General features: G+C 62.6%; 17 protein-coding genes and 5 pseudogenes. 17 read left to right on the forward strand and 5 right to left on the reverse strand.

The window, feature by feature from the left end; translation table 11 throughout:
• Positions 1-72 precede the first annotated feature (72 nt).
• Positions 73-909 carry a late competence protein ComER gene (comER, locus tag OMP38_RS21590; protein ID WP_277566979.1) on the reverse strand — a complete coding sequence of 279 codons (837 nt, stop codon included), beginning with the start codon at positions 907-909 and terminating at the stop codon, positions 73-75.
• A gap of 148 nt (positions 910-1057) precedes the next feature.
• Between comER and OMP38_RS21595 the strand changes: the two genes are divergently transcribed.
• From OMP38_RS21595 to holA, 8 genes and pseudogenes are all read left to right on the forward strand, one after another.
• Entirely contained in the window at positions 1058-1630 is a 573-nt protein-coding gene (locus OMP38_RS21595) for a ComEA family DNA-binding protein (protein WP_277566980.1), read from the forward strand.
• Positions 1631-1674: 44 nt separating this feature from the next.
• Entirely contained in the window at positions 1675-2193 is a 519-nt protein-coding gene (locus OMP38_RS21600) for a deoxycytidylate deaminase (protein WP_277566981.1), read from the forward strand.
• A gap of 96 nt (positions 2194-2289) precedes the next feature.
• Positions 2290-2808 (forward strand): DUF4131 domain-containing protein, encoded by a 519-nt coding sequence (locus OMP38_RS21605; protein ID WP_277566982.1) that lies wholly within the window; start codon positions 2290-2292, stop codon positions 2806-2808.
• On the forward strand, positions 2744-4489 hold the full coding sequence (locus OMP38_RS21610) for a ComEC/Rec2 family competence protein (RefSeq protein WP_420869736.1): 1746 nt from the start codon (positions 2744-2746) through the stop codon (positions 4487-4489). Before OMP38_RS21605 ends, OMP38_RS21610 begins: the two co-directional genes overlap by 65 nt.
• Positions 4490-4544: 55 nt before the next feature.
• Positions 4545-5036, forward strand: coding sequence for a ComEC/Rec2 family competence protein (locus OMP38_RS21615; protein ID WP_277566984.1), 492 nt, complete (start codon positions 4545-4547; stop codon positions 5034-5036).
• A gap of 215 nt (positions 5037-5251) precedes the next feature.
• Positions 5252-5800: an RNA polymerase sigma factor gene (locus OMP38_RS21620; protein WP_090114914.1), complete on the forward strand. Its 549-nt coding sequence runs from the start codon at positions 5252-5254 to the stop codon at positions 5798-5800.
• The gene (locus OMP38_RS21625) at positions 5797-6963 is read left to right on the forward strand and encodes an anti-sigma factor family protein (protein ID WP_277566985.1); all 1167 of its coding nucleotides are present in this window, start codon (positions 5797-5799) and stop codon (positions 6961-6963) included. The genes OMP38_RS21620 and OMP38_RS21625 overlap by 4 nt, the downstream gene beginning before the upstream one ends.
• A gap of 288 nt (positions 6964-7251) precedes the next feature.
• Positions 7252-8204: pseudogene (holA, locus tag OMP38_RS36130) on the forward strand (DNA polymerase III subunit delta).
• A 60-nt stretch (positions 8205-8264) separates the two neighbouring features.
• Here the strand turns inward: holA and OMP38_RS21635 are convergent.
• The 3 genes from OMP38_RS21635 to OMP38_RS21645 all read right to left on the reverse strand — a co-directional run bounded on the left by OMP38_RS21635 (position 8265) and on the right by OMP38_RS21645 (position 10713).
• The gene (locus OMP38_RS21635; RefSeq protein ID WP_277566986.1) at positions 8265-9248 is read right to left on the reverse strand and encodes an electron transfer flavoprotein subunit alpha/FixB family protein; all 984 of its coding nucleotides are present in this window, start codon (positions 9246-9248) and stop codon (positions 8265-8267) included.
• Positions 9249-9290: 42 nt separating this feature from the next.
• On the reverse strand, positions 9291-10058 hold the full coding sequence (locus OMP38_RS21640) for an electron transfer flavoprotein subunit beta/FixA family protein (protein WP_277566987.1): 768 nt from the start codon (positions 10056-10058) through the stop codon (positions 9291-9293).
• Between the two features lie 70 nt (positions 10059-10128).
• The gene (locus tag OMP38_RS21645; RefSeq protein WP_277566988.1) at positions 10129-10713 is read right to left on the reverse strand and encodes a TetR/AcrR family transcriptional regulator; all 585 of its coding nucleotides are present in this window, start codon (positions 10711-10713) and stop codon (positions 10129-10131) included.
• 176 nt (positions 10714-10889) lie between these two features.
• On the opposite strand from OMP38_RS21645, the gene OMP38_RS21650 reads away from it, so the two are divergent.
• The 6 genes and pseudogenes from OMP38_RS21650 to OMP38_RS21675 all read left to right on the forward strand — a co-directional run bounded on the left by OMP38_RS21650 (position 10890) and on the right by OMP38_RS21675 (position 20808).
• Positions 10890-13052 (forward strand): (Fe-S)-binding protein, encoded by a 2163-nt coding sequence (locus tag OMP38_RS21650; protein ID WP_277567613.1) that lies wholly within the window; start codon positions 10890-10892, stop codon positions 13050-13052.
• Positions 13053-13182: 130 nt separating this feature from the next.
• Positions 13183-15535 (forward strand): annotated as a pseudogene (locus OMP38_RS21655) (3-hydroxyacyl-CoA dehydrogenase/enoyl-CoA hydratase family protein).
• A gap of 33 nt (positions 15536-15568) precedes the next feature.
• Positions 15569-16754 (forward strand): annotated as a pseudogene (locus OMP38_RS21660) (acetyl-CoA C-acyltransferase).
• A 69-nt stretch (positions 16755-16823) separates the two neighbouring features.
• Positions 16824-18610, forward strand: a pseudogene (locus OMP38_RS21665) (acyl-CoA dehydrogenase family protein).
• 27 nt (positions 18611-18637) lie between these two features.
• Positions 18638-20336 (forward strand): annotated as a pseudogene (locus OMP38_RS21670) (long-chain-fatty-acid--CoA ligase).
• A 46-nt stretch (positions 20337-20382) separates the two neighbouring features.
• Positions 20383-20808, forward strand: coding sequence for a PaaI family thioesterase (locus OMP38_RS21675; RefSeq protein ID WP_277566989.1), 426 nt, complete (start codon positions 20383-20385; stop codon positions 20806-20808).
• Positions 20809-20911: 103 nt separating this feature from the next.
• Here the strand turns inward: OMP38_RS21675 and rpsT are convergent, their stop codons facing one another.
• Positions 20912-21184 carry a 30S ribosomal protein S20 gene (gene rpsT / locus OMP38_RS21680; protein WP_090114936.1) on the reverse strand — a complete coding sequence of 91 codons (273 nt, stop codon included), beginning with the start codon at positions 21182-21184 and terminating at the stop codon, positions 20912-20914.
• Between the two features lie 208 nt (positions 21185-21392).
• On the opposite strand from rpsT, the gene gpr reads away from it, so the two are divergent.
• From gpr to OMP38_RS21695, 3 genes are all read left to right on the forward strand, one after another.
• A complete protein-coding gene (gene gpr, locus OMP38_RS21685) occupies positions 21393-22376 on the forward strand; it encodes a GPR endopeptidase (RefSeq protein WP_277567614.1) in 984 nt (327 codons plus the stop codon).
• 594 nt (positions 22377-22970) lie between these two features.
• The gene (locus tag OMP38_RS21690) at positions 22971-23387 is read left to right on the forward strand and encodes a hypothetical protein (protein WP_277566990.1); all 417 of its coding nucleotides are present in this window, start codon (positions 22971-22973) and stop codon (positions 23385-23387) included.
• The gene (locus OMP38_RS21695) at positions 23269-26370 is read left to right on the forward strand and encodes a response regulator (RefSeq protein WP_277566991.1); all 3102 of its coding nucleotides are present in this window, start codon (positions 23269-23271) and stop codon (positions 26368-26370) included. Before OMP38_RS21690 ends, OMP38_RS21695 begins: the two co-directional genes overlap by 119 nt.
• Positions 26371-26429: the final 59 nt, after the last annotated feature.

Consider the following 26429-nt stretch of genomic DNA (forward strand, 5'->3'; position numbering starts at 1 on the left):
GGGCCGCCCTTTGCGTTGTTTTGCAGCCGTTGCTCGTTCCTTGCCGGCTTCGCGCCGGTTCGGTCCGGCGGTCTAATCGGACCCCAAAGACTGTTCCGAGAGGGAGGCTTCGACCTTGATCAGGTCCTCTGCGAACTTTTCGTGCGTTTTCCGCATCACCTTGCGGAAGGCATCTTGGGTCGAAAGACGCAGTTCTTCCATCGCTACCGCCGTGATGCCGCCAGGCACGCAGACGCGCTCCTGCAATTCCTGCGTCGTGCAGCCTTGCTCCAGCAGCCGCGCCGTGCCGAGCAGCATCTCGGCGCCTACTCTGGCTGCCACTTCGGGCGCAAGCCCCGCGAATTCGACCGTCGCCTCCACGAATTGCTCCAGCAGGTACGCCATGAAGGCGGGGCCGCAGCTGGACAGGTCCGAAGCGGCGCGGACGCTTTCCTCGGGGACTTCGATGGGTTCGCTAATGCGCGCGAACATGGAGATCAGCAGCTTTTTGTCGGCGGGCTCGAGCCGCGTGCCGTACATGAATAGCGAAGCGCCGCTTGCTGCGCCGTTTACGATGCTGGGAACGATCTTCGCCGTCTTGCATGGCGTAAGACGCTCGAGCTGCTCCAACGTGACGGGGCTGGTGATCGATACGAGCAGTTGCTCCGGGCGCAGCGAATCTCGAATCTCGCCGAGCACCGCCCGGTAGTCTAGCGGCTTCACGCAGAGAAAGACGATATCCGCGTCCCGGACGGCTGCCGCGTTCGTCGGCCCGATCCGAAGGCCCGGGAACTGCTGCGCCAGACGTTCCGCCTTGGAGGAGGTGCGGGTCGCGATCGTCACTTCCGACGGCTCAAAAGCCCGGGCGCGCAGCAAGGCTCCCGCTAGCAGTCCGCCCATGCTTCCGGCGCCGATGAAGCCGACCTTCATCTGAGGTCCTCCTCCCGCTATTGGCATTATGCATGGCTTCTTTCCATTGTATGTCAGCAGGTTTGGCCGACATGACTCGATTTTTTTATGCGTTTTGAAATGAGATGAATGCCAGTCGTATCTGGCGAAGATCATGGAGGAGAGGCGTATGGGAAGGAACTCGGCGAGAAGCGTCCGGTCGCGAAGCCGGGCAGCGCTGCTGGCAGGCGCGGCGGCGGCCGCCCTGCTGGCTTGGGGATGGCTATCGCCGGCGGACGGGAGCGTGCCCGGCTGGGAGCCGGTGAACGCGCAAGTCGCCACGGCGGTCGCCGAAGCGGAGAGGAGCGAAGGGAAGACGGAAGGGACGCACGAGGCGACAAGCTCCGCGCAAGCGGTAGCTTCTGCGGCAAGCGTCCGGCCCGTCGAGTCTGCAGGATCTGCCGAACCGGAAGGCAACGGATCGAAAACGAACGTAGACACGGCATCGGACGCTTCGGAAATACAGAATGTGGAGACTGCCAAGATGTCCGACGCTGCGGAGAAGGACGGGCGGCTCGACATCAATGCGGCAAGCGCCGCAGACTTGGATGCGCTGCCCGGCATCGGGCCCTCCAAGGCCGAGGCCATCGTACAATATCGGGACGCGCACGGACGATTCGAATCGCCCGAAGCGCTGACGGACGTTAAAGGAATCGGAGACAAACTGCTCGCGAAGCTGCTGCCGCTTATCAAGGCAGGCTAAGCCTAGCAGGGCTCCGCTGATTTACGACAGGAGGCAAGAGCCAGATGGCGCTCGCGGTTCGCAAGGATTGGGATACTTACTTTATGGACATCGCCTTCATGGCATCGACGAGGTCGCGTTGTCCGAGACGGCATGTGGGCGCCGTGCTCGTACAAGGCAAGAAGCTGCTGGGCACGGCATACAACGGCGCGCCGATGGGCGTCCCGGATTGCTCGGAGGCCGGCTGCATGATCGTAGAAGAATTCGCGCCGGCGCCATCGGGCGAACCGGGGATCATGGTCAAGAAGGAACGCTGCATTCGCACGATTCATGCGGAACAAAATCTCCTCCTTTTCACGGACCGGATCGACCGGGAGGGCTCGACCGTCTACGTGACCGATCAACCGTGCTGGACATGCGCGAACATGCTCGCCAACAGCGGCATCGTCGAGATCGTTTTCCATCGCGGTTATCCGAAGGATCATGACAAAGTATCCGCGTTGATGGCCGAACGCCGGATCGTTTTCAGGACGATACCTGATTACGCGCCGCCGCAGGATACGGAAGTGAAGGAAGCCGATTAGAAGGCCGAGAAGCCGCATACGAAGAAGGCCATGGGAAGAACCCTGCTTAACGCGCAGGGTTCTTCTTTTTTATATTTAAGAAAGGAGCGTGAGCCGATGGATCGCAGGCCATTGGTATGTGTAGCGGTGTTCTGGGTCGCGGGCAGCGGCATCTGGTCGGTCCGGCAGGGCATGTCCGCGCTGCTCGTCTATGGCGGTATCGCCGTCGCGCTTGCTGCAATCGTCTTCGCGGGACGGATTCGGCCGCGCACGGGCGCGCTGTGCGCGCTGGCCCTCCTGCTGTCGGCAGGACTGCGGGTAGGGAGCGAGGCGGGTCATGGCTCCGATCTGACGGCGGCGTGGAAGGACCCGGAGGGCCGATCGGCGATCGCGACGGGCCGGCTGCTTGAGCCTGCGGCCATCGACGGCGATACGGCGACTTTTCCGATTCGCGCGAGCGTCGTCCGAACGGAGGATGGGACACGGCTGCGCGTCGACGAGAAGTTGCTGGTCCGCGTGCGGTTGTCTGCCGAAGAAGAGCTGGTGTCCGCGGCATCTTGGAAGCGGGGGGATATCCGTCGAGGTCGCCGGCGAGCTCAAGCTTCCCGCCGACGCGGGCAATTTCGGCGGCTTTGACTACAGGCGCTATTTGAACCGGCAGAATATCTATTGGACGGTATCCGTCAAAGGCGCGGACGCCGTGACGCGAACGGAGGGGCGCGTACCGGTCACGGACCGGGCGCTTCGCTGGTTCGACGAATCCCGGGAGGCGATCGGGAGGCTGACGGATCGGCTTTACGGCAAGCCGGACGCCGGTTATATGAAAGGTCTGGTAGCGGGCATCTCGGACGACATCGATCCGGATCAGTACGATGATTTTTCACGGCTCGGGCTTACGCATGTACTCGCCATTTCCGGCCTTCACGTCGCCGTCGTCGTTTACATTTTGCTGATGCTTGGCAAGTTCGCGCGCTGGACCCGGGAGCGTTCGCTTGCGTTCGCGGCGTCGGCGATGCCCGTCTACATGCTGCTCACCGGCGCCTCCCCGTCGGCCGTCCGCGCGTGCCTCATGTCGATGATCGCCCTGTGGCTCGCGCGGCAGGGCAAGCTGAAGGACGGGCTTCACTTGCTTGCCGCTTCTGCGCTGATCATGGTCGTCTGGCGTCCGTCTGTCGTAGAGGACGTCAGCTTTCAGCTTTCCTTTATCGTGACCGCGGGCCTCTTGCTGTGCGTGCCGGTCATGACGGAGCTGCTTGCTCTTCGCATACGCTCGGCGTTCGTCCGTTCATCGCTCGCCGTTGCCTTGACCGCCCAGCTCTTTTCTTTCCCGGTCACCGCTTTTTATTTTCATCAGCTGCATTTGCTGTCGCTGCTCGCGAACCTCGTACTGGTGCCGTTTATCAGCTTCGTCGTCATGCCGCTCGGGATGGCCGCGCTGGCGCTGGGCGCCATATGGCTGCCGATCGGCCTCGTTCCCGCGAAGCTCGCGACGCTATGCAACCGCGCGACATTTGCCGCGACCGAATGGCTGGGTTCGGTCAAGGCGCTCTCGACCGTGTGGCATCAACCCTCCCTCCTATGGGTGATCTGCTTTTATGCGCTGCTGCTGGCGACGCTTGCCTTCGCGCGCCGCTCGCTTCGTCTCGGCGCGGAGCAAGCCGCGGCGGCTTCGGCTGTCGCGGAGCAGCTCGCGGCCGCGGATCCTTTCGATCCCGCGGAGCGGGCGAACCGAATTGCCGCGTACGCCGAAGGCGCGCGAGGCGGAAGCGATTGGACGGAGCCGCTGCACGGCCGGCGCAACGGGAATCCCGATTCGGACGCCTCGGGATCCGCATCGGCCGGTTGGCGCTTTGGTCCGGGTTCGACGATGCCGACCGCTTTTCAAGACCCCGCGGCCATGAAGTTTCCGTTAAAAACGCGCCGCGGGCGGCAGCTATCCGCCGCGCTCCTTGCGCTGAGTTGGCTGGCAACGCTGGCCTGGGAAGCGCCTCCCGTCAGGCTCGATCGGACGGCTGCCGTCTCCTTTCTCGACGTCGGCCAAGGCGACAGCATCCTGATTACCACCGGCAGCGGCCGCCATGTGCTCGTCGACGCAGGCGGCACGGTCGCGTTCGGCGCGCCGAAGGAACCGTGGCGCCTCCGCAAGGACCCTTACGAGGTCGGCCGTAAGACGCTGGTGCCGCTGCTTAAGCAACGAGGCGTCCGCCGGCTGGACGCGCTCGTGCTGACGCATCTGGACGCCGACCATATCGGGGGGCGCCCATGCCATAATTCGGGAGCTCCAGGTTGGCCGGATATTGTTCAACGGAACGATTAAACCGGATGACGACGTTCTTCGTCTATTTCATGAGGCGGAGGATGCGGGCATTCCAATGTTCGCGGTCAAGGCAGGCGACGTATGGCAGCCGGACGCATCGGCGACATTCGAAGCGCTATATCCGCTGAAGACGGAGAGCGGCGACCGCATAACGAAGGTCGACGAGCAAAACGACAGGAGCGTCGTGCTCCGGATCGCGCTTTACGGCCGCGTGTTCGTGCTCCCCGGCGACTTGGAGGCGGCCGGCGAATCCGCGGCGCTCGGCGAGCTGAGCCGGCAAGGCGAAGGACCGCGCGCCGTCGACGTGCTGAAGGCGGGACATCACGGCAGCAAAACGTCTACGACCGCGCCTTGGCTGTCCTGGTGGATGCCGTCCGAGGTCGTCGTATCCGCCGGCAAGAACAATCTGTACGGGCACCCGCATGCCGAGGTCGTCGAGCGGATCCTTCGCTCGGGCGCCGCGCTCGAGCGGACGGACGTCCAGGGAGAGATCGCCTACCGCATCCGGCCGGACGGTCGTCTGGAACGGCGCGCGAAGCGGCCCTGACGACAAAAAGCGGCGCATGTGATAGACTGGAACGGACTTCATTCACAACTTTTCGGCCGTTCGCCGAGTATATATGAAAATATCGATCATAGGGACACAAGCGGTTCCGAAGGGCGTTTACGCCTTTATTTTTTTGTTAGATTATACCTTGCGTTTTTTGCAACCTTTTGGCGCACGCTTGCGTCAAAGGGGATGCGAGAGAAGGAGGATCTCCCGTGGTGGAGCCGGAATTGATCAAAGCTGCGCAGGCCGGCGATCGGGAAGCGCTCGTCGCGCTGCTTCGCGAGATCGAACACCAGGTTTACCGTACGGCCTATTATTTGCTTAACCACGAGCAGGATGCGATGGACGCCGCGCAGGAAGCGTTGATTCGGGTATACACGAAGATCAATTCCTACGAAGAAAAGGCGCAATTCCGCACGTGGGTTCAGCGCATCGTCACGAATATATGCATCGACAAGTTTCGTCGCAAACGTCCTTCCGTTTCGATCGACGAACATGAGATGGTATTTCAAGCGAACGAAGACGTCGAGGCCGAGGTGATGAGCGGCTATGCTTCCGAAGACATTCGCGAGGCGATCGGCAAGCTTCCGGAGCATCATCGCACCGTGGTCGTGCTTCGTTATTTGCAGGATTTCTCATATAACGAGATCGCCGATTCGCTCAACTTGCCGTTGAATACGGTCAAGTCTTACTTATTCCGCGCCCGGCAACAACTGCAGACATTGCTTCATGACTATCGGAAGGGGGGTGTCCGGGGATGAATCGCGAAGAGGGGATGGAGCTCGTGCAGCGTTCGATCGACGGCGATCTGAACGAAGAAGAGTCGTCGCGCTTGCAATTGTACCTGCAGAACTATCCGGAGTGCGCCGCGCTCCTCGAGCGGCTGACGCAGCTGTCCGAAGAGCTGGCGCAGCTGCCGCATGTGACCCCTAAATACAGCCTGGTCGACGCGATCCTGCCCCAGCTGGAGCGGATCGTGCCGGAGCCCGCGCCGGTCGTCGGGCAAGCGCCGGCCGCCGAGGCTGCTTACGAGCCGCGCACGCGAAGGACGGGCAGCCGCAAGTCCATGTACCGCGGCTTGGCCGCTGTCGTCGCGGCGGGCGTCGTGGCTGGCGTATTGCTGATTGCCCAGCCGTTCTCTCTGCTGCCCGATTCGGATCAACAGAAGGCGGCTCTGCTGCAGGAGTCGGCAGCCGAGTCCGCACCGGCCGCCGCTTCGTCCGACATGCTGCGCAAGAACGTGATGAGCGAAAAGGCATTGCCAGACGTCGACGAGAAGAGCGCCAGCGCGAGCTCGTCGAGCCAACAGAGTCAAAGCCCGAACGCTTCCGAAGGCTCAGCGAACGGCGGGAGCGAGTCGGTCGAAGGCACGAGCCTGAACGCAGCCGACGGCGGCGGCGAATCCGGTTCCTCGGCCGGGTCTGCCGACGCGGTGCCGACAGCCAAGATCGAGACACAGACGCCGACCGCGGATCAACACGTCGCGCCGACGGTATCGGCCGGAGAGGAAAGGCAAGAATTCGCGCCTTCGTCATCCGCATCGGCCGGCGTAAAGGACAAGTCGGACGGTGCCGCGCACGATACAAGAAGCGCTGATGCCGACGTTCCTGCCGCTTCGGAGCCGCCTTCGCCCGCCGGCGAACAACCGAACGTGACGTTCTCGGCAGCCGAGCAGTACGTACCCATGCCGTCGTGGCAGTCGCCCGACGGCAAGCTGACGGCGCTCGCGTATCATGGCGGCCTGCGGATCGTGAAGACCGACGGTTCCGGGACGGTTTTCGAGAGCGACAAACGCGAAGGCGCGGTGTCCGACGTCTCCTGGGGCCAGGAGGGACAGGATCTGTACTACACCTGGACGGACGCCTCCGGCAAAGCGACGGACTTGTGGTGGAACGCCAAAGAAAATCGGGAGCAGGCGCGCTGATCGGCCGTCACCAATCGAACGGCCGCAGCGTATATTGGGATCATGAAAGCCGCCGCGCCCCCTGGAGGCGCAGTCACGATCGTTCGCGCTAGGCACCATGGGCCTGCACGTCGAACGTTGACATAGATTCCAAGGACAAAGAGATCGTGCCTGCCGTTAACGGGCGCGGTCTCTTTGCTGTATAATGGGTGCGAGGTGGTCGGATTGGACTCGAAACAGGTTTTTAAGGAAATACGGGACGGACAGATTCGTCCCATGTACATATGCTTCGGTACGGAAAGCTACCGCATGAACGAGTTCGCCGAGCGGCTCGCCGCGGCCGTGGCCGAGCCCGAGCATCGCGACATGGCGATCGTGCGTTTCGATACGGCGGAGCATTCGCTCGACGTTATTCTGGAAGAAGCGGAAACGATGCCGTTTCTCGTGCCGAGCAAGCTGGTACTCGTCCGGGACAGCGTCGTTTTCGGCTCCGCCAAGGAGTCGGCGAAGACGGAGCATCGGGCGGAGCGGCTGCTTGAATATATGCGCAGGCCGTTCGAGACGACCGTGCTCGTCTTCATGGTGCCGCACGACAAGCTCGACGAGCGCAAGAAGACGTCGAAGGCGGCCAAGCAGGACGGCATCGTCGTCCATTTTCCCCACTCGGACCCGACGAGCTGCTCCAGTGGATCTCGGGCCGCGCGGCCAAGCAGGGCCGTACGCTGGACAGGCCGGCGGCGGAAGAATTGATCCGGCGCACGGGCACGGAGATGGGCGCGTTGTCCGCGGAAACGGATAAGCTGTGCCTGCATGCGGGCGAGGGCGGCACGGTGACGGTTGCCGCCGTCGCGGAGCTCGTGCCGGCCGGCGTCGAGCAGAGCGTGTTCAAGCTGACGGAGGAGATCGCATCGCTGCGGACCGACAAAGCGATCGCGCTGTACCACGATCTCCTCAGGCGCCGCGAGGAGCCGATCAAGCTGGCGGCGCTGCTCGTGAGGCAGTTCCGAAGCATGCTGTACGTCAAGGAACTGGGCAAGCAAGGCTACTCGCCCCAGCAGATGACAGGCCAGCTCGGCATGCATCCTTACGGGGTCAAGGTGACCGCGGAGCAGGCCAAGGCGTTCAGCATCGAACGGCTGACCGCGCTCCTCGGCGGCCTCGCCGAGCTCGACTACGAGATGAAAACCGGCCGCGTCGACAAGACGCTCGGGCTGGAGCTGTGGCTGCTGCGGACCGGATCCGGCGCAGGGATGAAAGTATAGCGAACGCGAATCGCAACAAAAGGAAAACGCCGCACCGATGATTCAGGGCGGCGTTTTGCTTTATTTGGCGAGCGCCTCGCGGAACGCCTGCGTCAGCAGCGGCACGACTTCGAACAGATCGCCGACGATGCCGTAGTCCGCGATCCCAAAGATCGAGGCTTCGGGGTCCTTATTGATCGCGACGATGATACGCGAGCCGCTCATGCCCGCAAGATGCTGGATCGCGCCGCTGATCCCGCATGCAATGTAGATCTCGGGCGTAACGACCTTGCCCGTCTGGCCGATCTGCAAGCCGTAGTCGCAGTAGCCGGCGTCGCAGGCGCCGCGCGACGCTCCGACGGCGCCGCCGAGCAGTCCCGCCAGCTCCTCGAGCGGCTTAAAGCCCTCGGCGCTCTTCACGCCGCGCCCGCCCGCCACGACGATTTTCGCCTCCGTCAGATCGATCTTGCCCGCGGTTTTGCGGACGACCTCCCTGACGACGGTGCGCAGGTCCGTCTCGGGCGCCGCCGCCCGCTTCACGACATCCGCGGTCCCGCCGTCCGCGCACGGCTCGGCCGCAGGCAGATTATTGGGCCGTACCGTCACGACCCGCGGAAAAGCGGAAAACGCTCTGCGCTCGATCGCCTTGCCTGCGTATAGGGGACGAACGAAAACAGTGTTCCCGCCGTCCCGCTCGATCGCGGTCACGTCGGAGATTTGGCCCGCGGACAACCTGGCCGCAAGCGCCGGGGCCAGGTCGCGTCCGATCGCGGTATGCCCGAGGAACAGGCCGTCCGGCTGAAGCGATTCGAGCAGCGGTATCAGCGCCCGAATATAGGCCTCGGGATTGTAAACCCGCAGCGCCTCGCCCTCGATCGCATGCACCTGCGCCAGCGGATAGGTTGCCAGCTCGGCGGCCAGGCCGTCCAAGCCTTCGCCCAGCAGCGCGGCATGGATCTCGTCTCCCGCATCCGCGCAGTCCGCGGCCGCCCGAAGCGCTTCCAGCGCCACGCGCCGAAGCTTGCCGTCCCGGTGCTCCGCCACGATCAAATACGTTTTGCTCATGAACGCATTCCTCCTTAATGGCAATGGCGCATCGTGACGGCGTCAGATCGCCTTGGACCCGGCGCGCAGCAAGCCGACGAGCGTTTCCGCCTGCTCTTGCAGGTTCCCCTGCAGCAGCTGCCCGGCTTGCCGCCCTTGCGGCAGCGACAGAGAGACGCGCTCGGTCTTCGCGGGATCTCCGTCGCCGGCCAAGCCCAAATCTTCCGCGGCGAACGACTTGAAGGGCTTTTTCTTCGCTTTCATGATGCCGGGCAGCGAGGGGTAGCGCGGCTCGTTCAATCCTTGCTGCGCCGTGAACAGCGCTGGCAAGGCCACGTCGAACCGCTCGAGGTCGCCTTCGGCGTCGCGCTCGACGCTAGCCGTCCCGCCGCCCACTGTCAGCTTCGTGATCGAAGTGACGTGAGGAAGGCCTAGCGCGGCTGCCACGCGTACGGCGACCTGGGCGCCGCCGGTGTCGACGGAAAAGCTGCCGCCGAGCACGAGGTCGAAGGACTGCTGCCGCAAGACGGCGGCGATGGCTTCGGCGGCCTCGAATTCGTCCTGCGGAATCCCGGCGTCGTCGATCCAGATCGCTTCGTCCGCGCCCATCGCGAGCGCGGTGCGAAGCGCTTCGGCGGCTCTGGCCGGACCGAGCGAGAGCGCCGTCACTAGCCCGCCATGCGCCTCTTTGAGCCGGATCGCCTCCTCGATCGCATATTCGTCGTACGGATTGACGACGAATTTCACGCCTTCTTCGGCGACTTTACCGTCGCTCAACACGATCTTTTCCTCGGTATCGAACGTTTGCTTCAGCAGTACCGCGATATTCATCGGATATGCTCCTCTCGATTTATGATGAACGGATCATTCAAAAAAAAAGGCCGTATCCCGCGAAAATCGGTCAGGCCCTTAGCGCGCGCAGAAAAAAATCGACCGTGCCTTCGACCTGCGCCGAGAGCGAGTATTTGCGGTCCGAGAGCAGCCAGGACGACACCGCCTCGTCCATCGCCCCGAAGATCAGCTGGCGCGACAGCTTCACGTCGAGCTCCGGCCTGAACGCGCCGGACGCCATCCCTTCGAGGAGCACGCTTTCGATGAGATGAAGGTAAGGCTTCAAGGTCTTGCCGATCTCTTTGCGCAGTTCAAGCGCGCTCTGCCGAAGCTCGATCTGCGTGACGTGGGCGAGCAGGGGATGGCGCTCCAGCTCGGCGAAGTGGAGCTCGCAGAGGATGCGCAGCGCCGCCTCGGCCGTCTCCGACGCGCGGACCGATGCCTCGAACTTGCCGATCAGCCTGCCGAGCCGCTCCCGGAACAACGAAACGAGGATATCCTCCTTGTTTTTGAAATATAAATAGATCGTGCCGTCCGCGACGCCGGCTTCCTTCGCGATCCGCGATATTTGCGAGCCATGATACCCGTGCTCGGCGAACACCTTCACGGCCGCGTCCAGAATCCCTTCGAATTTATGCAGCCTGCCGACCGACATGCGACCGCCTCCCGACCGAGTGCCAGGTACCGAGTACCTTCAAAATGAAATGAATACTCATTCATTTCTAGATCTATATTTAAGAGCCGGCGAAAAATGACTTGGGTTCCATGCTGGCAGCGAATACGATGCAATCGCATGCCGGCGAAGCGACACCGAAGAAGGGAGGGGTGCTCATGCTGCTGTCCTGGCTGCACTACGCGATGTTTCTGCTCGTAACGGGGTACGCCCTTTCTTTGTTTTACCAGGCGGTCTATCGCCGTTACGTTTACATCAAGTTGGGCAAGACCGCCGGCAAGACGCCGGACTGGCGGGTCCGCACCCGCGAGCTGCTGGCGCAGGGGCTCGGGCATACGAAGCTGCTGAAGGATCGCCGCAGCGGCGTCATGCACCTGGTCGTCTTTTACGGCTTCATCGTGCTTCAATTCGGCGCGCTCGACCTGATCTATACCGGACTGTCGGGCGGCGAACCGCTTCCGATCCCGGGGCGCCGCGCCTTCGGGCTAACGCAGGAGATCGCCGCGCTGCTCGTCCTCGCGGCGGCCGGCTATGCGGCATACCGCCGATACGGCGAGCGGCTGGATCGGCTCAAGCGGGGCTGGAAGCCCGCGATCGTGCTGATCCTGATCGGCGCCATGATGCTGACGGTGCTGCTGTCGCTCGGCTTCCACCGCGTTTGGGAGGGACTCGGCACGTCAGCCTATGCGCCGGTGTCCTCGCTGATCGCGGGCGCCGCAGCCGGTCTGACGCCAACCGACGCCCAGGCTGCTTTTTTCGTTTGCTGGTGGGCGCATCTGGCCGTACTGCTGACGTTTCTCGTATACGTGCCGCAGTCGAAGCACTTCCATCTGATTACCGCGCCGATCAACCTGTTCCTCGGCCGGGCGGAGCCCGTCGGCAGGCTGAGCAAGCTGGAGCTGGAGGACGAGACGGCGGAGTCGTTCGGCGTCGGCAAAATCGAGGATTTTCGCAGGGATCAGATGCTGGACTTCTACGCCTGCGTAGAATGCGGCCGATGCACGAACGTGTGTCCGGCCTCCGGCACGGGCAAGGCGTTGTCGCCGATGCACCTGATTACGAAGCTGCGGGATCACCTCTCGGAAAAGGGGGCCGCGATCACGAGCAAGTCGCCTTGGGTGCCGGCTTTCGCGTTTTCAATTGGAAGCGCTCACAGCATGTCCGCGGCCGCTGAATCCGCGGCGCCAGCGGGTCCGGATTGGCAGTCGGACGCAGCCGGCGACGCCGTCACAGACATCCGGCCGACGCTGGCCTGGCAACGGGAGAGCTGGGCCGGGTCGAACCGCAAGCCCGAGGAGGTGTCGTTGATCGGCGACGTGCTGACGGAGCCGGAAATATGGGCATGCACGACTTGCCGCAACTGCGAGGATCAGTGTCCGGTCGGCAACGAGCATGTCGACAAGATCGTCGACCTGAGGCGTTATCTGGTTCTGACGGAGGGCAGCGTGCCGCACGAGGCGCAGCGAGCGATGCAGAACATCGAGCGGCAGGGCAACCCCTGGGGCATCAGCCGAAACGACCGGGCCCGCTGGACCGGCGAGATCGGAGGCATCACGGTGCCGACCGTAAAAGAAAATCCGGGCTTCGACACGCTGTTTTTCGTCGGTTCGATGGGCGCTTACGACAACCGCAGCCGCAAGATTTCGCGCGCCTTCGTTCGGCTGCTGCACGAGGCGGGCGTCAATTTCGCGATCCTCGGCAACGAGGAAAAAAACTCGGGCGACACCCCGCGGCGGATGGGCAACGAGCTGCTGTTCCAGCAGCTGTGCGCGGACAATATCGAGACTTTTCGCAAATACGGCGTTGGCCGGATCGTGACGGCCTGCCCGCACACGTTCAATACGCTCAAAAACGAATATCCCGAATTCGGCCTGGACGGCGTGGAGGTGCTGCACCATACGCAGCTGCTCGACCGGCTGCTGCAGGAAGGGCGGCTCGTGCCCGGACATCCCGTCAAGGAGCGGGTCGCGTACCATGATTCCTGCTATCTCGGACGCTACAACGGCGTGTACGATCCGCCGCGGAATATCCTGCGCGCGATCGAGGGGCTCGAACTGGCGGAGATGGAGCGCGCCCGCGAAAACGCGATGTGCTGCGGGGCGGGCGGCGGCATGATGTGGATGGAGGAATCCGCCGGCAAACGGGTCAACGTGGCGCGGACGGAGCAGGCGCTGAAGACGCGGCCGACGATGATCGGCAGCGCGTGTCCGTACTGTCTGACGATGCTGGAGGACGGCGCCAAGCAAAAGGAAGCGGACGACCGGGTCAAGGCGCGGGACGTCGCGGAAATTCTGGAGCTGGCGGTGTTCGGCGCGCCTTGAGACGCGCCGGGGCGTCCGTTGCCGCGATCGTGCCCGTATTTTCCCCTATCGTCACCAAACACCGGAAAAGGAGGGACTTGTCGCATGACCCTCAAGATCAAAAAAAGCAGCCGTCATCGGCTCGGGCGTCATGGGCGCGAGCATCGCCGCGCATTTGGCGAACGCGGGCATTCCGTGCCTGCTGCTGGACATCGTGCCCGATTCGCTCGCGGGAGCCGAAGAAGCTCAAGGGTTGACGCTCGCCGCCCCCGCGGTTCGCAACCGGTTGGCGCTCGGCGCGCTCGCGCTGCTGCCGTCCGTCCACCCGGCGCCTTTTTACGACGACGCCTTCGCGAGCTTGATCGAGCCCGGCAATCTCGAGGACGATCTGCACCGGATTAGGGAGGTCGACTGGGTCATCGAGGCCGTCGTCGAAAAACTGTCCGTCAAGCGCGATGTGCTCGAACGTATCGAGCGATTCTGGCGACCGGGCCTCGTCGTCAGCTCCAACACGTCGGGCATCTCGATCCGGGAGATGGCGGAGGGACGCAGCGAACCGTTCAAGGCTCATTTCCTCGGCACGCACTTTTTCAACCCGCCCCGCTATATGAAGCTGCTCGAGCTCGTGCCCGCAGATAAGACCGATCCGGCGATCGTAACCGGGATGGTCGAATTCGCCGAGCGCGTTCTCGGCAAAGGCGTCGTCGTCGCCAGGGATACGCCTAACTTCGTCGCCAACCGGATCGGCACCTACGGGCTGCTGGCGACGCTGCAGGCGATGGAGGCGGGCGGCTTTACCGTCGATGAGGTAGACGCGGTGACGGGGCCGGCGCTGGGCCGCCCAAAGAGCGCGACGCTGCGCACGCTCGATCTCGTCGGCATCGATACGTTTTTGCACGTGGCGAACAATGTATTCGAGAAGACGGACGATCCGGCGGAAAAAGCGGCGTTCGAGCCGCCGAGACTTTTGAAGGAGCTCGCGGCGCGGGGATGGATCGGCGAGAAGGCGGGAGCCGGGTTTTACAAAAAAGTAAAAGGCGCGCAGGGCAGCGAGATTTTGTCGCTCGATCCAGGCACGATGTCGTACGTTCGGGCAGCCAAGCCGGAGGGGGCGTCGCTGGAGGCTGCGACGGCGGCCAGGGGCGCGAAGGAAAAAACGAAAGCCTTGCTCGGCGGGAAGGACCGGTACGCGGATCTGGCGTGGCAAATATTGAAGCGGACGCTTGTTTATTCGGCGGAAAAGATCGGCGAGATCGCTGGTTCCGTCGAAGACATCGACAAGGCGATGCGATGGGGATTCAACTGGGAGCTCGGCCCGTTCGAGCTGTGGGACGCGATCGGTCTCGCCCGGTCCGCGGCACGGATGGAAGCGGAAGGCACGGCCGTGCCGGGCTGGGTGAAGGACTGGATCGCGGCGGGACATACGTCGTTTTATCGATGGGAGGAAGGCCGAATGGCATATGCTTACCGCGGCGCCTACCGCGAGCTCGAAGAGCGGCCGGATACGATCTCGCTGCGGGCGCTCAAGGAGCGGGGCCGGGTCGTGCGGACGAACGCCGGCGCGAGCCTGATCGACGTCGGCGACGGCGCGGCGGTGCTGGAATTCCATTCGCGAAGCAACGCGATCGGCGGCGACATCCTGACGATGATCGGGGAGAGCGTCGAGGAGGTGCGGCGCAACTACGACGCGCTCGTTATCGCGAACGAAGGCCGTAACTTCTGCGTCGGCGCGAACCTCATGCTGCTCCTCATGGAGGCGCAGGGCGAGGAATGGGACGAAGTCGAAGCGATCATTCGCCTGTTCCAGGATACGATGACGAAGCTGAAGCGCTTCGAGAAGCCGGTCGTGGCGGCGCCGCACCGGATGGCGCTCGGCGGGGGCGTGGAGGTGTGCCTGCCCGCGGACGAGATCGCGATGCTGGCCGAGACGTATTTCGGACTGGTCGAGGCGGGCGTCGGCCTCATTCCGGCGGGGGGGCGGATGCAAGGAGCTTACGCTTCGAATCAGCCAGGCGAATCCGGATCCGGAGGTTGACCTGCAGCCGCACGTGAACCGGCTGTTCTCGAACATCGGCACGGCCAAGGTGTCCGCGAGCGCGCACGACGCGAAGAAGCTCGGTTACTTGCGGGCGAACGACCGGATCGTCATGAGCCAGGAGCGCCTGATTTACGAAGCGAAGCGAAGCGGGCTGCGGCTCGCGCAATCGGGCATCCCCGCGCCGGTGCCGCAGCGGATCCGCGTCGTCGGGGCGGAGGGAAAGGCGGTCATGAAGCTCGGCGCGCGCGGCATGCATACGAGCGGATACATCAGCGATCACGACCTGCTCATCGCGGGCAAGCTCGCGCACGTGCTCGCCGGCGGGGACGTGCCGGCCGGCACGTACGTGACCGAGCAATACATGCTGGATTTGGAACGCGAGGCGTTCCTCAGCCTGTGCGGCGAGCCCAAAACCCGGCAGCGGATGCAGCACATGCTCGCCAAGGGCAAGGCGCTGCGCAACTAACGAGCGAAGGAGGCCTGGGATTCCATGGGTTCCATGAGAGAGGCGGTCATCGTATCGGCCGCGCGCACGCCCGTCGGCCGCGCCAAAAAGGGGAAGCTTCGTCCATACGCGCGCCGAGGATCTGGGCCGGATCGTGCTGGAGGCCGTCATTGCGCGGGCGCCCGGCGTCTCCAAGGCGGACGTCGAGGATATCATCGTCGGCTGCGCGATGCCGGAGGGCGAGCAAGGCCTCAACTTCGCGCGCATCATGTCGCTTTATGCGGGCTATCCGTCCGCGGTGCCCGCGATCACGATCAACCGGTTTTGCGCGTCCGGGCTTCAGGCGATCGCCTTCGCGGCAGAGCGGATCGCCGCCGGCGGGGCGGACGTCATCGTCGCGGGGGGCGTCGAGAGCATGAGCCATGTGCCTATGGCGGGGTTCAAGCCCTCGCCCCATCCGGCGATCGTCGACGAGCGGCCGGATATTTATATCGCGATGGGCCACACGGCCGAGAATGTGGCCGAGCGCTTCGGCATCTCCCGCGAGGACCAGGACCGCTTCGCCGCGGATAGCCACCGCAAGGCCGCGCGCGCGCTGTCATCGGGCGCCTTCCGCGAGGAGACGGTGCCGGCAGCGACGTCGGTCCGCGGCTTTGGCGCGGACGGCAAACCGTGGGAGCGGCGGTTCGTGCTAGAGGCCGACGAAGGCGTCCGGCCCGATACGACGCCGGAGGCGCTCGCCAGGCTGAAACCGGCCTTTAAGGCGGGCGGTACGGTAACGGCGGGCAACGCCTCCCAGATGAGCGACGGCGCCGCGGCCCTGCTCCTTATGAGCCGCGAGCGAGCGGAGGCGTTCGGGCTGGCGCCGCTCGCCGCGTTCAGGTCGTTCGCCCTGGCCGGCGTCGACCCGGACGTCATGGGCGTCGGCCCCGTCGAGGCGATCCCGAAGGCGGTGCGGACGGCGGGCTGGTCGATGGCCGACGTCGATCTGTTCGAGATCAACGAGGCGTTCGCTTCGCAATGCCTGCACATCGTTCGCGCGCTGGCGATTAACGAAGACAAAGTGAACGTCAACGGCGGCGCGATCGCGCTCGGCCATCCGCTCGGCTGCACGGGCGCGAAGCTGACCGCGAGCCTGATCTACGAGCTGCGCCGCCGCGGAGGGGGACGCGGCATCGTGTCGATGTGCATCGGCGGCGGCATGGGCGCGGCGGGCGCGTTCGAAGTCTATCCCGCCTAGCGAATAACCGGATTGGCGATTCGCCGCATGACCGAAGCGCGATAAGCGTTCAAGGGAGGTTTCTCGCAAATGACCGGAAAATCGTTCGAAAAAACGGCGGGCGGCGGCTTCGTCGTCGCGGACGCCGATTATGCGTCGGTCGCGACGCCCGAGGACTTGACCGATGAGCAGCGCATGATCGCCGAGACGACGGAAGCGTTCGTCGACCGCGACGTGCTGCCCCATGACGGGCAGCTGGAAAAGCTCGATTACGAGCTGACCGTGAAGCTCATGCGCCAGGCCGGCGAGCTTGGCCTGCTCGGCGCGGACGTCCCCGAGGAATACGGCGGCCTCGGCCTCGACAAGGTCAGCTCGGCGCTCATCAGCGAGCGGCTGTCCCGCGCGGCTTCCTTCGCCCTGTCGATTGGCGCGCACGTCGGCATCGGCACGCTGCCGATCGTTTACTTCGGCTCGCAGGCGCAGAAGATCAGGTTTTTGCCCGATCTCGCGAGCGGGCGCCGAATAGCCGCGTACTGCCTGACCGAGCCGTCGTCGGGCTCGGACGCGCTGGGCGCCAGAACGACGGCAAGGCTGTCCGAGGACGGCAGCCATTACGTGTTGAACGGCACGAAGCAGTTCATTACGAACGCTGGCTTCGCGGACCTTTTTTATCGTATACGCCAAGGTCGACGGACTGCAATTCAGCACTTTTATCGTCGAACGCGCGATGGCGGGCGTAAGCGTCGGACCCGAGGAGAAGAAAATGGGCATCAAAGGGAGCTCGACGCGTCCGCTCGTGCTCGAGGACGTGAAGGTGCCGGTCGAAAATTTGCTGTGGGAGGTCGGCAAAGGACATCTGATCGCTTTCAACATTTTGAATATCGGACGGTTCAAGCTTGCCGTCGGCTGCCTGGGCGGCGTCAAGGAGGCGATCGCCTTGAGCGCGAAGTACGCCAACGAGCGCGTTCAGTTCGGCAAGCGGATCTCCGCGTTTCCGCTCGTGGGCAAGAAGCTGGCCGAGATGAACACGCGCGCCTACGTGCTCGAAAGCGTCATCTACCGTACCGCCGGGCTCATCGACGCGGAGTTGTCCGGCATCGATCATGCCTCCCCGGATGCGGGCGTTCAATCGGCCAAGGCGATCGCGGAGTATGCCATCGAATGCTCCATCAACAAGGTGTTCGGCTCTGAGGCGCTGGATTTCGTCGCCGACGAAGGCGTCCAGATTCACGGCGGCTACGGCTACATTCAGGAGTACAAAATCGAGCGGATTTACCGCGACTCCCGCATCAACCGCATTTTCGAGGGGACGAACGAGATCAACCGGCTGCTCATCCCGGGCACGCTGGTGAAACGGGCGCTCAAGGGACAGCTGCCGCTGCTGCAAAAGGCGCAAGCGCTCCAGGCCGAGCTGCTTCAGCTCGTGCCGGGAAGAACGTTCGAAGGGACGCTCGAAGAAGAAACCCATCTGACGGCAATGGCCAAAAAAATATTTTTAATGGCCGGCGCCGCAGCCGTTCAGCGATATGGCCCGAAGCTTGAAGAGGAGCAGGAGGCGCTCGCGGCGCTGGCCGACATCATGATCCAGCTCTATGCGATGGAGAGCGCGCTCCTCCGCGCGAAAAAGCAGCTCGCGAGCCAGGGGGAAGAACGCGCGGCGCTCGCCGTCGCCATGACGCGCTCGTACGTGCACGATGCGTTCGGCCAGATCGAAGCGCTCGCCAAAGAGACGCTGTCGGCCGCGGATTCCGGCGATTCGCTGCGGACGCAGCTGGCAGCGCTCAAAAAAGCTGGCGCGACGCAGTCCGGTGGATACGGTCGGGCTCAAGCGGCGGATCGCGGCGGCCGTCGTCCGGGAGGAAGGCTTCGTTTGCTAGTGCACCGACAGACACCGGACTAAAGAGGTGATCGGTTTGTCACAAGCGCCTTGGTATGAACATTACCCTAGCGAAGTGCCTCAGACCTACCCGTATCCGAAGCACAATCTGGCCGCCTTCCTCGTCGCCTCCGCCGAACGTTTTCCGGATCGGACCGCGCTCCGTTTTATGGGCAAAAAAAATAACCTATGCGGAGCTGCTAGGCTGCGCATACCGGTTCGCAGGCGTCTTGGGGAAGCTTGGCATCCGGCGCGGCGAGCGGGTCGCGATCATGCTCCCCAACTGTCCGCAGCTCGTCGTCGCGTATTTCGGGACGCTGCTCGCCGGAGGCGTCGTCGTCATGACGAACCCGCTGTACGTGCAGCGGGAAATCTCGCATCAGCTCAAGGATTCCGGCGCCGCCGTCATTTTGACGCTTGATCTGCTGTTTCGCAGAGTGAGGGACGCCGCGCAAGAGCTGCCTGAGTTGCAGATGATCGTGACTTCAATTAAAGACGGCCTTCCCTTTCCGAAAAGCTGGCTGTATCCGATCAAGGCCAAGCGGGAAGGGCTGGACCGCCAAGTATCGTACGGACCGCGCACTCACCGTTACGTCCGCCTGCTGCGCGATATGCCTCCGTTGCCGATTCACGCCGAGGTGGACGCCGAGCGCGAGCTGGCGCTCCTCCAATATACGGGCGGCACAACGGGCATATCCAAAGGCGTCATGCTGACGCATTTCAATCTCGTCGCCAATACGATTCAAACGAGCCTATGGTTTTACAAGAGCGAGCCCGGCAAGGAACGTTATTTAGCGGCGCTTCCTTTTTTTCACGTGTTCGGCTTGACCGTGCTCCTGAATCAGGCGATCATGCTCGGAGGCGAGCTGATCCTCGTGCCGCGATTCGAAGCGGGCGACGTCCTGCGCATCATCGACAGGCAAAAGCCGACGGTGTTCCCGGGCGCTCCGACGATGTACATCGCGCTCATCAACCATCCGAAGGCGCGGGATTACGATCTGTCTTCGATCGATGTCTGCATCAGCGGCGCGGCGCCGCTGCCGCACGAGGTGCAGGAGCGGTTCGAGTCGATCATTGGCGGCAGGCTTATCGAAGGATACGGGCTGACGGAAGCGTCGCCGGTCACCCATGCGAACAACATCTGGGAATATCGCAAAATGGGCTCGATCGGCTTGCCCTTCACAGATACGTTCGCGAAAATCGTGCATCCCGAAACCGGCGAGGACCTGCCGATCGGTTCGACCGGCGAGCTCGCGGTCAAGGGACCGCAGGTCATGAAAGGTTATTGGAACCGGCCGGAGGAGACGGAGCGGGCGCTTCGGGACGGCTGGCTCCGGACGGGCGATATGGCGCGTATGGACGACGAAGGCTTTTTCTATATCATGGACCGGATGAAGGATATGATCATCGCGGGCGGCTACAATATATTTCCCCGGGAGATCGAGGAGGTGCTGTTCGAGCATCCCGAGATCGAGGAGGCTGCCGCGCTCGGCGTGCCCGATCCGTATCGCGGCGAGACGGTGAAGGTGTATGCGGTGCTGAAGCCCGGATCCCAGCTGAGCGAATCGGAGCTCAGGGCTTGGTGCAAGGAGCGACTTGCAGCTTATAAAGTGCCTCGAATTTACGCGTTCAGGGACAGTCTGCCGAAAACGATGGCCGGTAAGGTGCTGCGGCGCAAGCTGCTCGAGGAGGAAGCGGCGGGTCGCGATGCCAATGACCGACAATGACACCGGGCGGCGCTTCGCGCGGCGGGCCCGTGGGGGAGGGAGCGTCATGGAAGGACCGAACCCGTCGTCCGGATCCGATTCGGAGATGGTCGAGCGAGCCCGCCGCACGTTCTGGGGATACCTGGGCTGCGAGCTGATCCGGCGGGACGCGCGCGAGACCGTCGTCGAGCTGGATGTCGAGGAGCGGCATATGAATTTGATCGGCATGATGCACGGCGGGGTGCACACGGCTTTGCTGGACTCGGCCATGGGGCTGGCCGCGATGGCCGCGCGCCCGGACGAGGACGTCGTGACGTCCAGCCTGAACATCCATTTTACGGCGCCGGCGCGGGCGGGCAGGGTACGGGCGACCGCGACCGTCGTGCATATGTCCGGGCGAATGGTGACCGCTGAGGGAAGACTGTACACGGCGGACGGCAAGCTGTCTTCGATGGCGACCGCGTCCTTCCGCGTGCTCGATCGGAAGAGCTGAGCCGGTGCGGGCGGCCGACATCCGCTCGATCGCCATAAAGTCAAAAAAAGCCGTACCCCGGAGGGTACGGCTTTTAAACGCCATTATAGATTCAGGCACCGTCTTACGCTTGCGCGGACAGCGCGTTCAACTTCTTGGCGAGGCGGGACTTCTTGCGGGAAGCCGCGTTCTTGTGGATGAGGCCCTTGGTTACTGCCTTGTCCAGCTTCTTCTGTGCCACTTGAAGCGCATTCTTCGCTGCTTCGACGTCCGTACCCACTACGGCTACGTCCGCTTGCTTAACGGCGGTACGAAGAGCGGACTTTTGGGAAGCGTTGCGAAGGCGGCGCTTCTCGTTCGTCTTGGTACGCTTGATTGCGGATTTGATGTTCGGCATTGATTTCACCTCCTGCAAAAACTGCAAGTATTTCTCCACACAACTTGTAACATTCTATCATGCAAGGGGGCAAAACGCAAGACAATCGCGGAGCTGGCGATGCTGCTCCTTCGTGGCGGCATTGTGCAACCGGCGCGTGCGCGGATTGCGTTGCCCCGTCCAGCAGTCGGAGAGGAGCGAATACGCGTTGAGCGAACTTGATCTAAACATGTACGACGTCAGAACGGACTTGGCGCTCGAGGCCAAGGAGAGAGCGGAATCGCTGTCGGGCGGCACCATTCCCGGTGTCTGGACCGAGACCGAACGCGAGGGCGGCATTACCGTCACGCGGATGGAGATTCAGACGGAACAGGGCGCGCAGGCGATCGGCAAAATGCAGGGGAACTATGTCACGCTGGAGGTGCCGGAGCTGAGACGCGGCGACACGGAGCTTCAGAACCGCGTCGCGACGGCGTTCGCCAGAGAATTCGAGGCGTTTCTTGCCCGGATCGGCGTCGGGCCGAAAACGTCCGTCATGGTCGTCGGACTTGGCAACGGCAAGGTGACGCCGGACGCGCTGGGACCGATCGTCGTCGACAATTTGATGGTGACGCGACAGTTTTTCGAGCTGATGCCCGACCAGGTTGGCGAAGGCTACCGTTCCGTCAGCGCGATCGCGCCGGGCGTGCTCGGCACGACGGGCATCGAATCGAGCGATATCGTGCTCGGCGCCGTGCAGCAGGCCAAGCCGGAGCTCGTCATCGCGATCGACGCGCTGGCGGCGAGATCGCTCGAGCGCGTCAATACGACGATTCAGATCGCTGACACGGGCATTCACCCGGGCTCCGGCATCGGCAACAAGCGCAAGGGTCTGACGCGCGCGACGCTGGGCGTGCCGGTGCTGGCGATCGGCGTGCCGACTGTGCTGTACGCCTCCACGATCGTGAACGACGCGATGGACATGGTGCTGGCTCATATGAAAAAGCATACGCCCGATACCGATCCGCTGTTCGGCGTCTTCGGCACGATGGCGGGCCAGGAACGGCTTCAGTTGGTCAAAGAGGTGCTGCAGCCGGTCGGCCACGACCTTTTGGTCACGCCCAAAGAAATCGACGACTTCATCGAAGACCTCGGCAACATCGTCGCGAGCGGCCTCAATGCGGCGATGCACCAGGCGATCGACACGGACAACGTGGCCGCCTACACGCACTGACCGATCCGGGTCGCGCGAGAGGTCAAGCGGGCCGTTTTTCCGCGCAGCGCGCCGCTGCGGGGAGGCGGCCTTTGCTCTGCGCGCGCAGGCGCGGGTGATTCTGGATAAGACGATCTACGCGGAGCAACTGTGGCGAGGTGCTGTTTTGTTCCCGGTTGGGACTACATACGCAGAGCAACCGTGGTGAGTTGCTGTTTTGTTCCCGGTTGGGACTACATACGCAGAGCAACCGTGGTGAGTTGCTGTTTTGTTCCCGGTTGAGACTACATACGGGGAGCAACTGTGGCGAGTTGCTGTTTTGTTCCCGGTTGAGACTTTATACGCGGAGCAACTGTGGTGAGTTGCTGTTTTGTTCCCGGTTGAGACTACATACGGGGAGCAACTATGGCGAAGGGTTAGTTTGATCCTGGATAGGACTGTATGCGAAGGCTTGCAGCGCCGGCTCCAAGACGCCGACTTCCATAAGCTTTTTACCGCGCCTCATCGTATACGCTTACTTCGTTAGCCTTTGTTATGTATAATGAGTATCGCTAACGATAACCGGACATGAGGCGTCATCTGTTTAGGGCGTGTCCTTCTGCGAGGAGAAGCTTCATGATAAAAGGAAACCGGCGGCTCGCCCGCCCGCGAAGATGGTGGCCGGAACGGATGGAGAGCAAGCTCATCATCGTGTTCCTTTTCCTGATCATCCTTCCGATCGGCGTACTCACTTACGTCGCCGCGCAGCGCTATTCGAATTCGATCGAGAGCAACACGGTCACGTTCGTCTCCCAATTGTCGGACCAGATGATGGGGAAGATGGACGATTATATCGAAGACATGAAAAAAATATCGATCATTCCCTCTTATCAATCCGATATCATGGAAGGCCTGAAGATGTCGAACAGATTTTATGGGGGGGCAGACCGAAGGCGAAGCCGGAGGCAGCGGCGTCCTGACGGAGCAGGAGCGCACGCGGCTCGCCATCGACCGCAAGATCGGCAGCAGCATTTATTTTATCAACAATATTAAAAGCAGCACGAACGTCGTTTATTTGTTCGACGTTTACGGTAATCCGTACTTCGCCATCAAGAATACGGCCATCCGGTCCGATCTGCGGGACGTGCTGCCAAGGTGGACGGAGCTCGCAGAGGAGGCGCACGGCACGCCGGTGCTCGTCAGCACCCAGGACGTCGCGGGACGGGCGACGAGCAGCCGCTACGTGTTCACGGTCGTCCGCAAGATGATCGATCCGCGAACCTTCGAATCGATCGGGATGATCGCGATCGACGCGAACATCGGCGTCATCGACAACATCATCAAGGACCTGGACAAGTCAACGCACGGGAAAACGCTGGTCGTGGACGAGAGCGGCAGCGTCGTGTACGACAGCGACAAGTCCCTTATCGGGCAAAATCTTAAAAACAGCGATCTGATGCCCGGGGCATTAACCGAGCAGGGGAGTTTCCACACGAAAATCGACGGCAAAGCCATGCTGGCGATCTTCAAAGAATCGTCGGTCACCGGATGGAAAGTGCTGATCACGATCCCGGAGGACGAACTGATGGCTGACGCGCTGCGGACCCGCACGTTTACGGTCGCGGCTGCGCTCGCCATAATGGCGTTCGCTCTGTTGATCTCGCTCGTGCTGGTGTTCGCGATTACGCGGCCGCTCCGGGGATTGGTTCACATGATGAAGGAAGTGCAGACGGGCAATCTCGACGTCGTATTCCCCGTCGTCAGCCGAGACGAAGCGGGTCTCGTCGGCAGCGCGTTCAACCGGATGATCGACCGCATCAAGACGTTGATCCAGGATATCTACTCGGTGGAGGAGCGCAAGAAGGAAGCCGAGCTGCAATCGCTGCAGCATCAGATCAATCCGCACTTCATTTATAATACGCTCGAATCGATCCGCATGACGGCCGTGCTCAGCGACAACAAAGAAGTGGCGACGATGACCCAGCTCCTCGGCAAGCTGCTCCGGTACAGCATTCACGGCGGGCTGGAGAGCGTGCCGATCGCGAAGGAATGGGAGCATCTGGGCATTTACGTGCAGCTGCTGAATTACCGGTACGGCAGCCGCTTCGAGCTGGAGCTGCCCGATGCGCGGGAGACCGAGGGGCTGAACGTGATCAAGCTGCTTTTTCAGCCGATCGTAGAGAACGCGGTTTATCATGGGCTTCACGAGTCCCGCAGCGGGATGACCATTCGCGTCTTCTGCAGGCAGGAGGGCAAAGACCTCCTCTTCGAGGTGGCCGACGACGGAGAGGGTATGGAAGAAGAGACGCTGCGCAAGCTCCAGGAATCGCTGCTCCGCGTACCTGAAGGAGACAACACCGGCATCGGGCTAAGAAACGTCAACGAGCGCATCAAGCTGAAGTACGGAGAAACCTACGGGCTCTCGATCCGCAGCCAGTTCGGCCAAGGCACGATCGTGAGCGTCCGCCTGCCGGCGGCGCCCGCAGCGCGACAAGGGGGGAGAATCGACATGATCGTCAATATCGCCGTCGTCGACGACGAGGAAAAAATCAGGCAAGGGCTCGCCAAGTTAATCGAAATGACGGGCGAAGAATTTAAGATCGTCGGCATTTATTCGGGCGGACTGGAGCTGCTCGGCGAGCTGGGCAGTCTCGAGGTGGATCTCGTATTCACCGACATCAAGATGCCGCAGATGAACGGGCTGCAGCTCATCGAGCAGGTCCAGCGCCGGAGGCCGAAGGTGAAGTTCGCCGTACTCAGCGGCTTCAGCGACTTCGAGTTCGCAAGAGGCGCCATTCGGCAGGGCGTCGAGGATTATCTGCTGAAGCCGGTCGACCAGGACGAGCTTGGCGAGCTGTTGCGCCGCGTCAAAAACAACCTGGAGCTGGAAAGCTACCGCAAAGCCGTCGCGGCGGAGGAGCATATCCGGCTTCTGCTGGGGAGCGACGTCAGGCATCTGCCCGGCCATATGACGGAGGGCGCCGGACGCGAGCTGTCGCAGATCGGACTGTTCAGGGAACACTTCGCGGTCGTCCTGCTGCGGACGGATCCTGAACTGACGGGCGAACGGCTTGCCTTTTATATGGAAGCTTGGAATCGGGAGCATCGGAGCTTCGTGTGGGAGCCGAGGCAGTCGGTCATCGTCGTGGCGATCGGCCAAGGCGATCATGACGACACGGCTCGCGGCATCGCCTCGACCCTGCTCCAGCGAATCCCGCATGCGGTCCAGGCTCGGATCGGCGTAAGCGCCGTCCACCAAGGTCCGCTCAAGCTTCGGGACGCTTACCTGGAAGCGGAGGTCGCGATGCAGCAGGTATGGTACGAGGACGGCATCAAGGCGATGAACGATTTCCTGCACCTGTCGAGGAGACAAGAAGACGTCTCGGGGCTGCTACGGCTGCTCGACAAAGATTTCCGTCCGGCGCTGCAGCTGCTCGATCTGCCCCGAGCGGAATCCGCGCTGCGAAACTGGCTGGAGGAGGCGGGCAAGCTTCGCCCGGCTTGGCCGGCGCTTAGCGAAGCGGCTGCCGCCGTGTTCGGCTTGCTGCGCGGGGAGCTGAGCGGGCGGCAAACCCGGCTCCCGGCCGGGGAGACCGAGGACGAGCAGCTGCGGCTGTCGCCGGTTCGGTTCGTGAGCTGGCATACATTTACATCGGAATTTATGGAGTCGGCAACCGCTCTGCTTCACATACTGAAGGAAGCCAGGCAGGAAAATCGCGTCGTCGAAAACGTGAAAGCCTACGTGCAGGAACATTTTACGGAAGAGCTCGAGCTGCAGCGGCTCGCGGATCGCGTCTACTTGACCCCGAGCTACCTGAGCAAGCTGTTCAAGACGGAGACCGGCGAGACGATCACGGATTACATCATTTCCGTCCGCATCGCCCATGCCAAGGAGCATCTCATCCGCAACCCCGCGCTTAAAACGTACGAGGTGGGCGAGATGGTCGGATACGGGGACCCCGCATACTTCAACAAGGTATTCAAAAAAGTCGTCGGGCTGACGCCAAAAGAGTATCGGGAGCGAGTTAGGTTATAGTTATCCAAATTGAAGACAAGGAAAACAAACGTAGAACCTTAAAAGGCATAACCGAATCG

This window comes from Cohnella ginsengisoli (assembly GCF_029525555.1).
In the GTDB taxonomy this organism is placed as follows: Bacteria; Bacillota; Bacilli; order Paenibacillales; family Paenibacillaceae; genus Cohnella; species Cohnella ginsengisoli.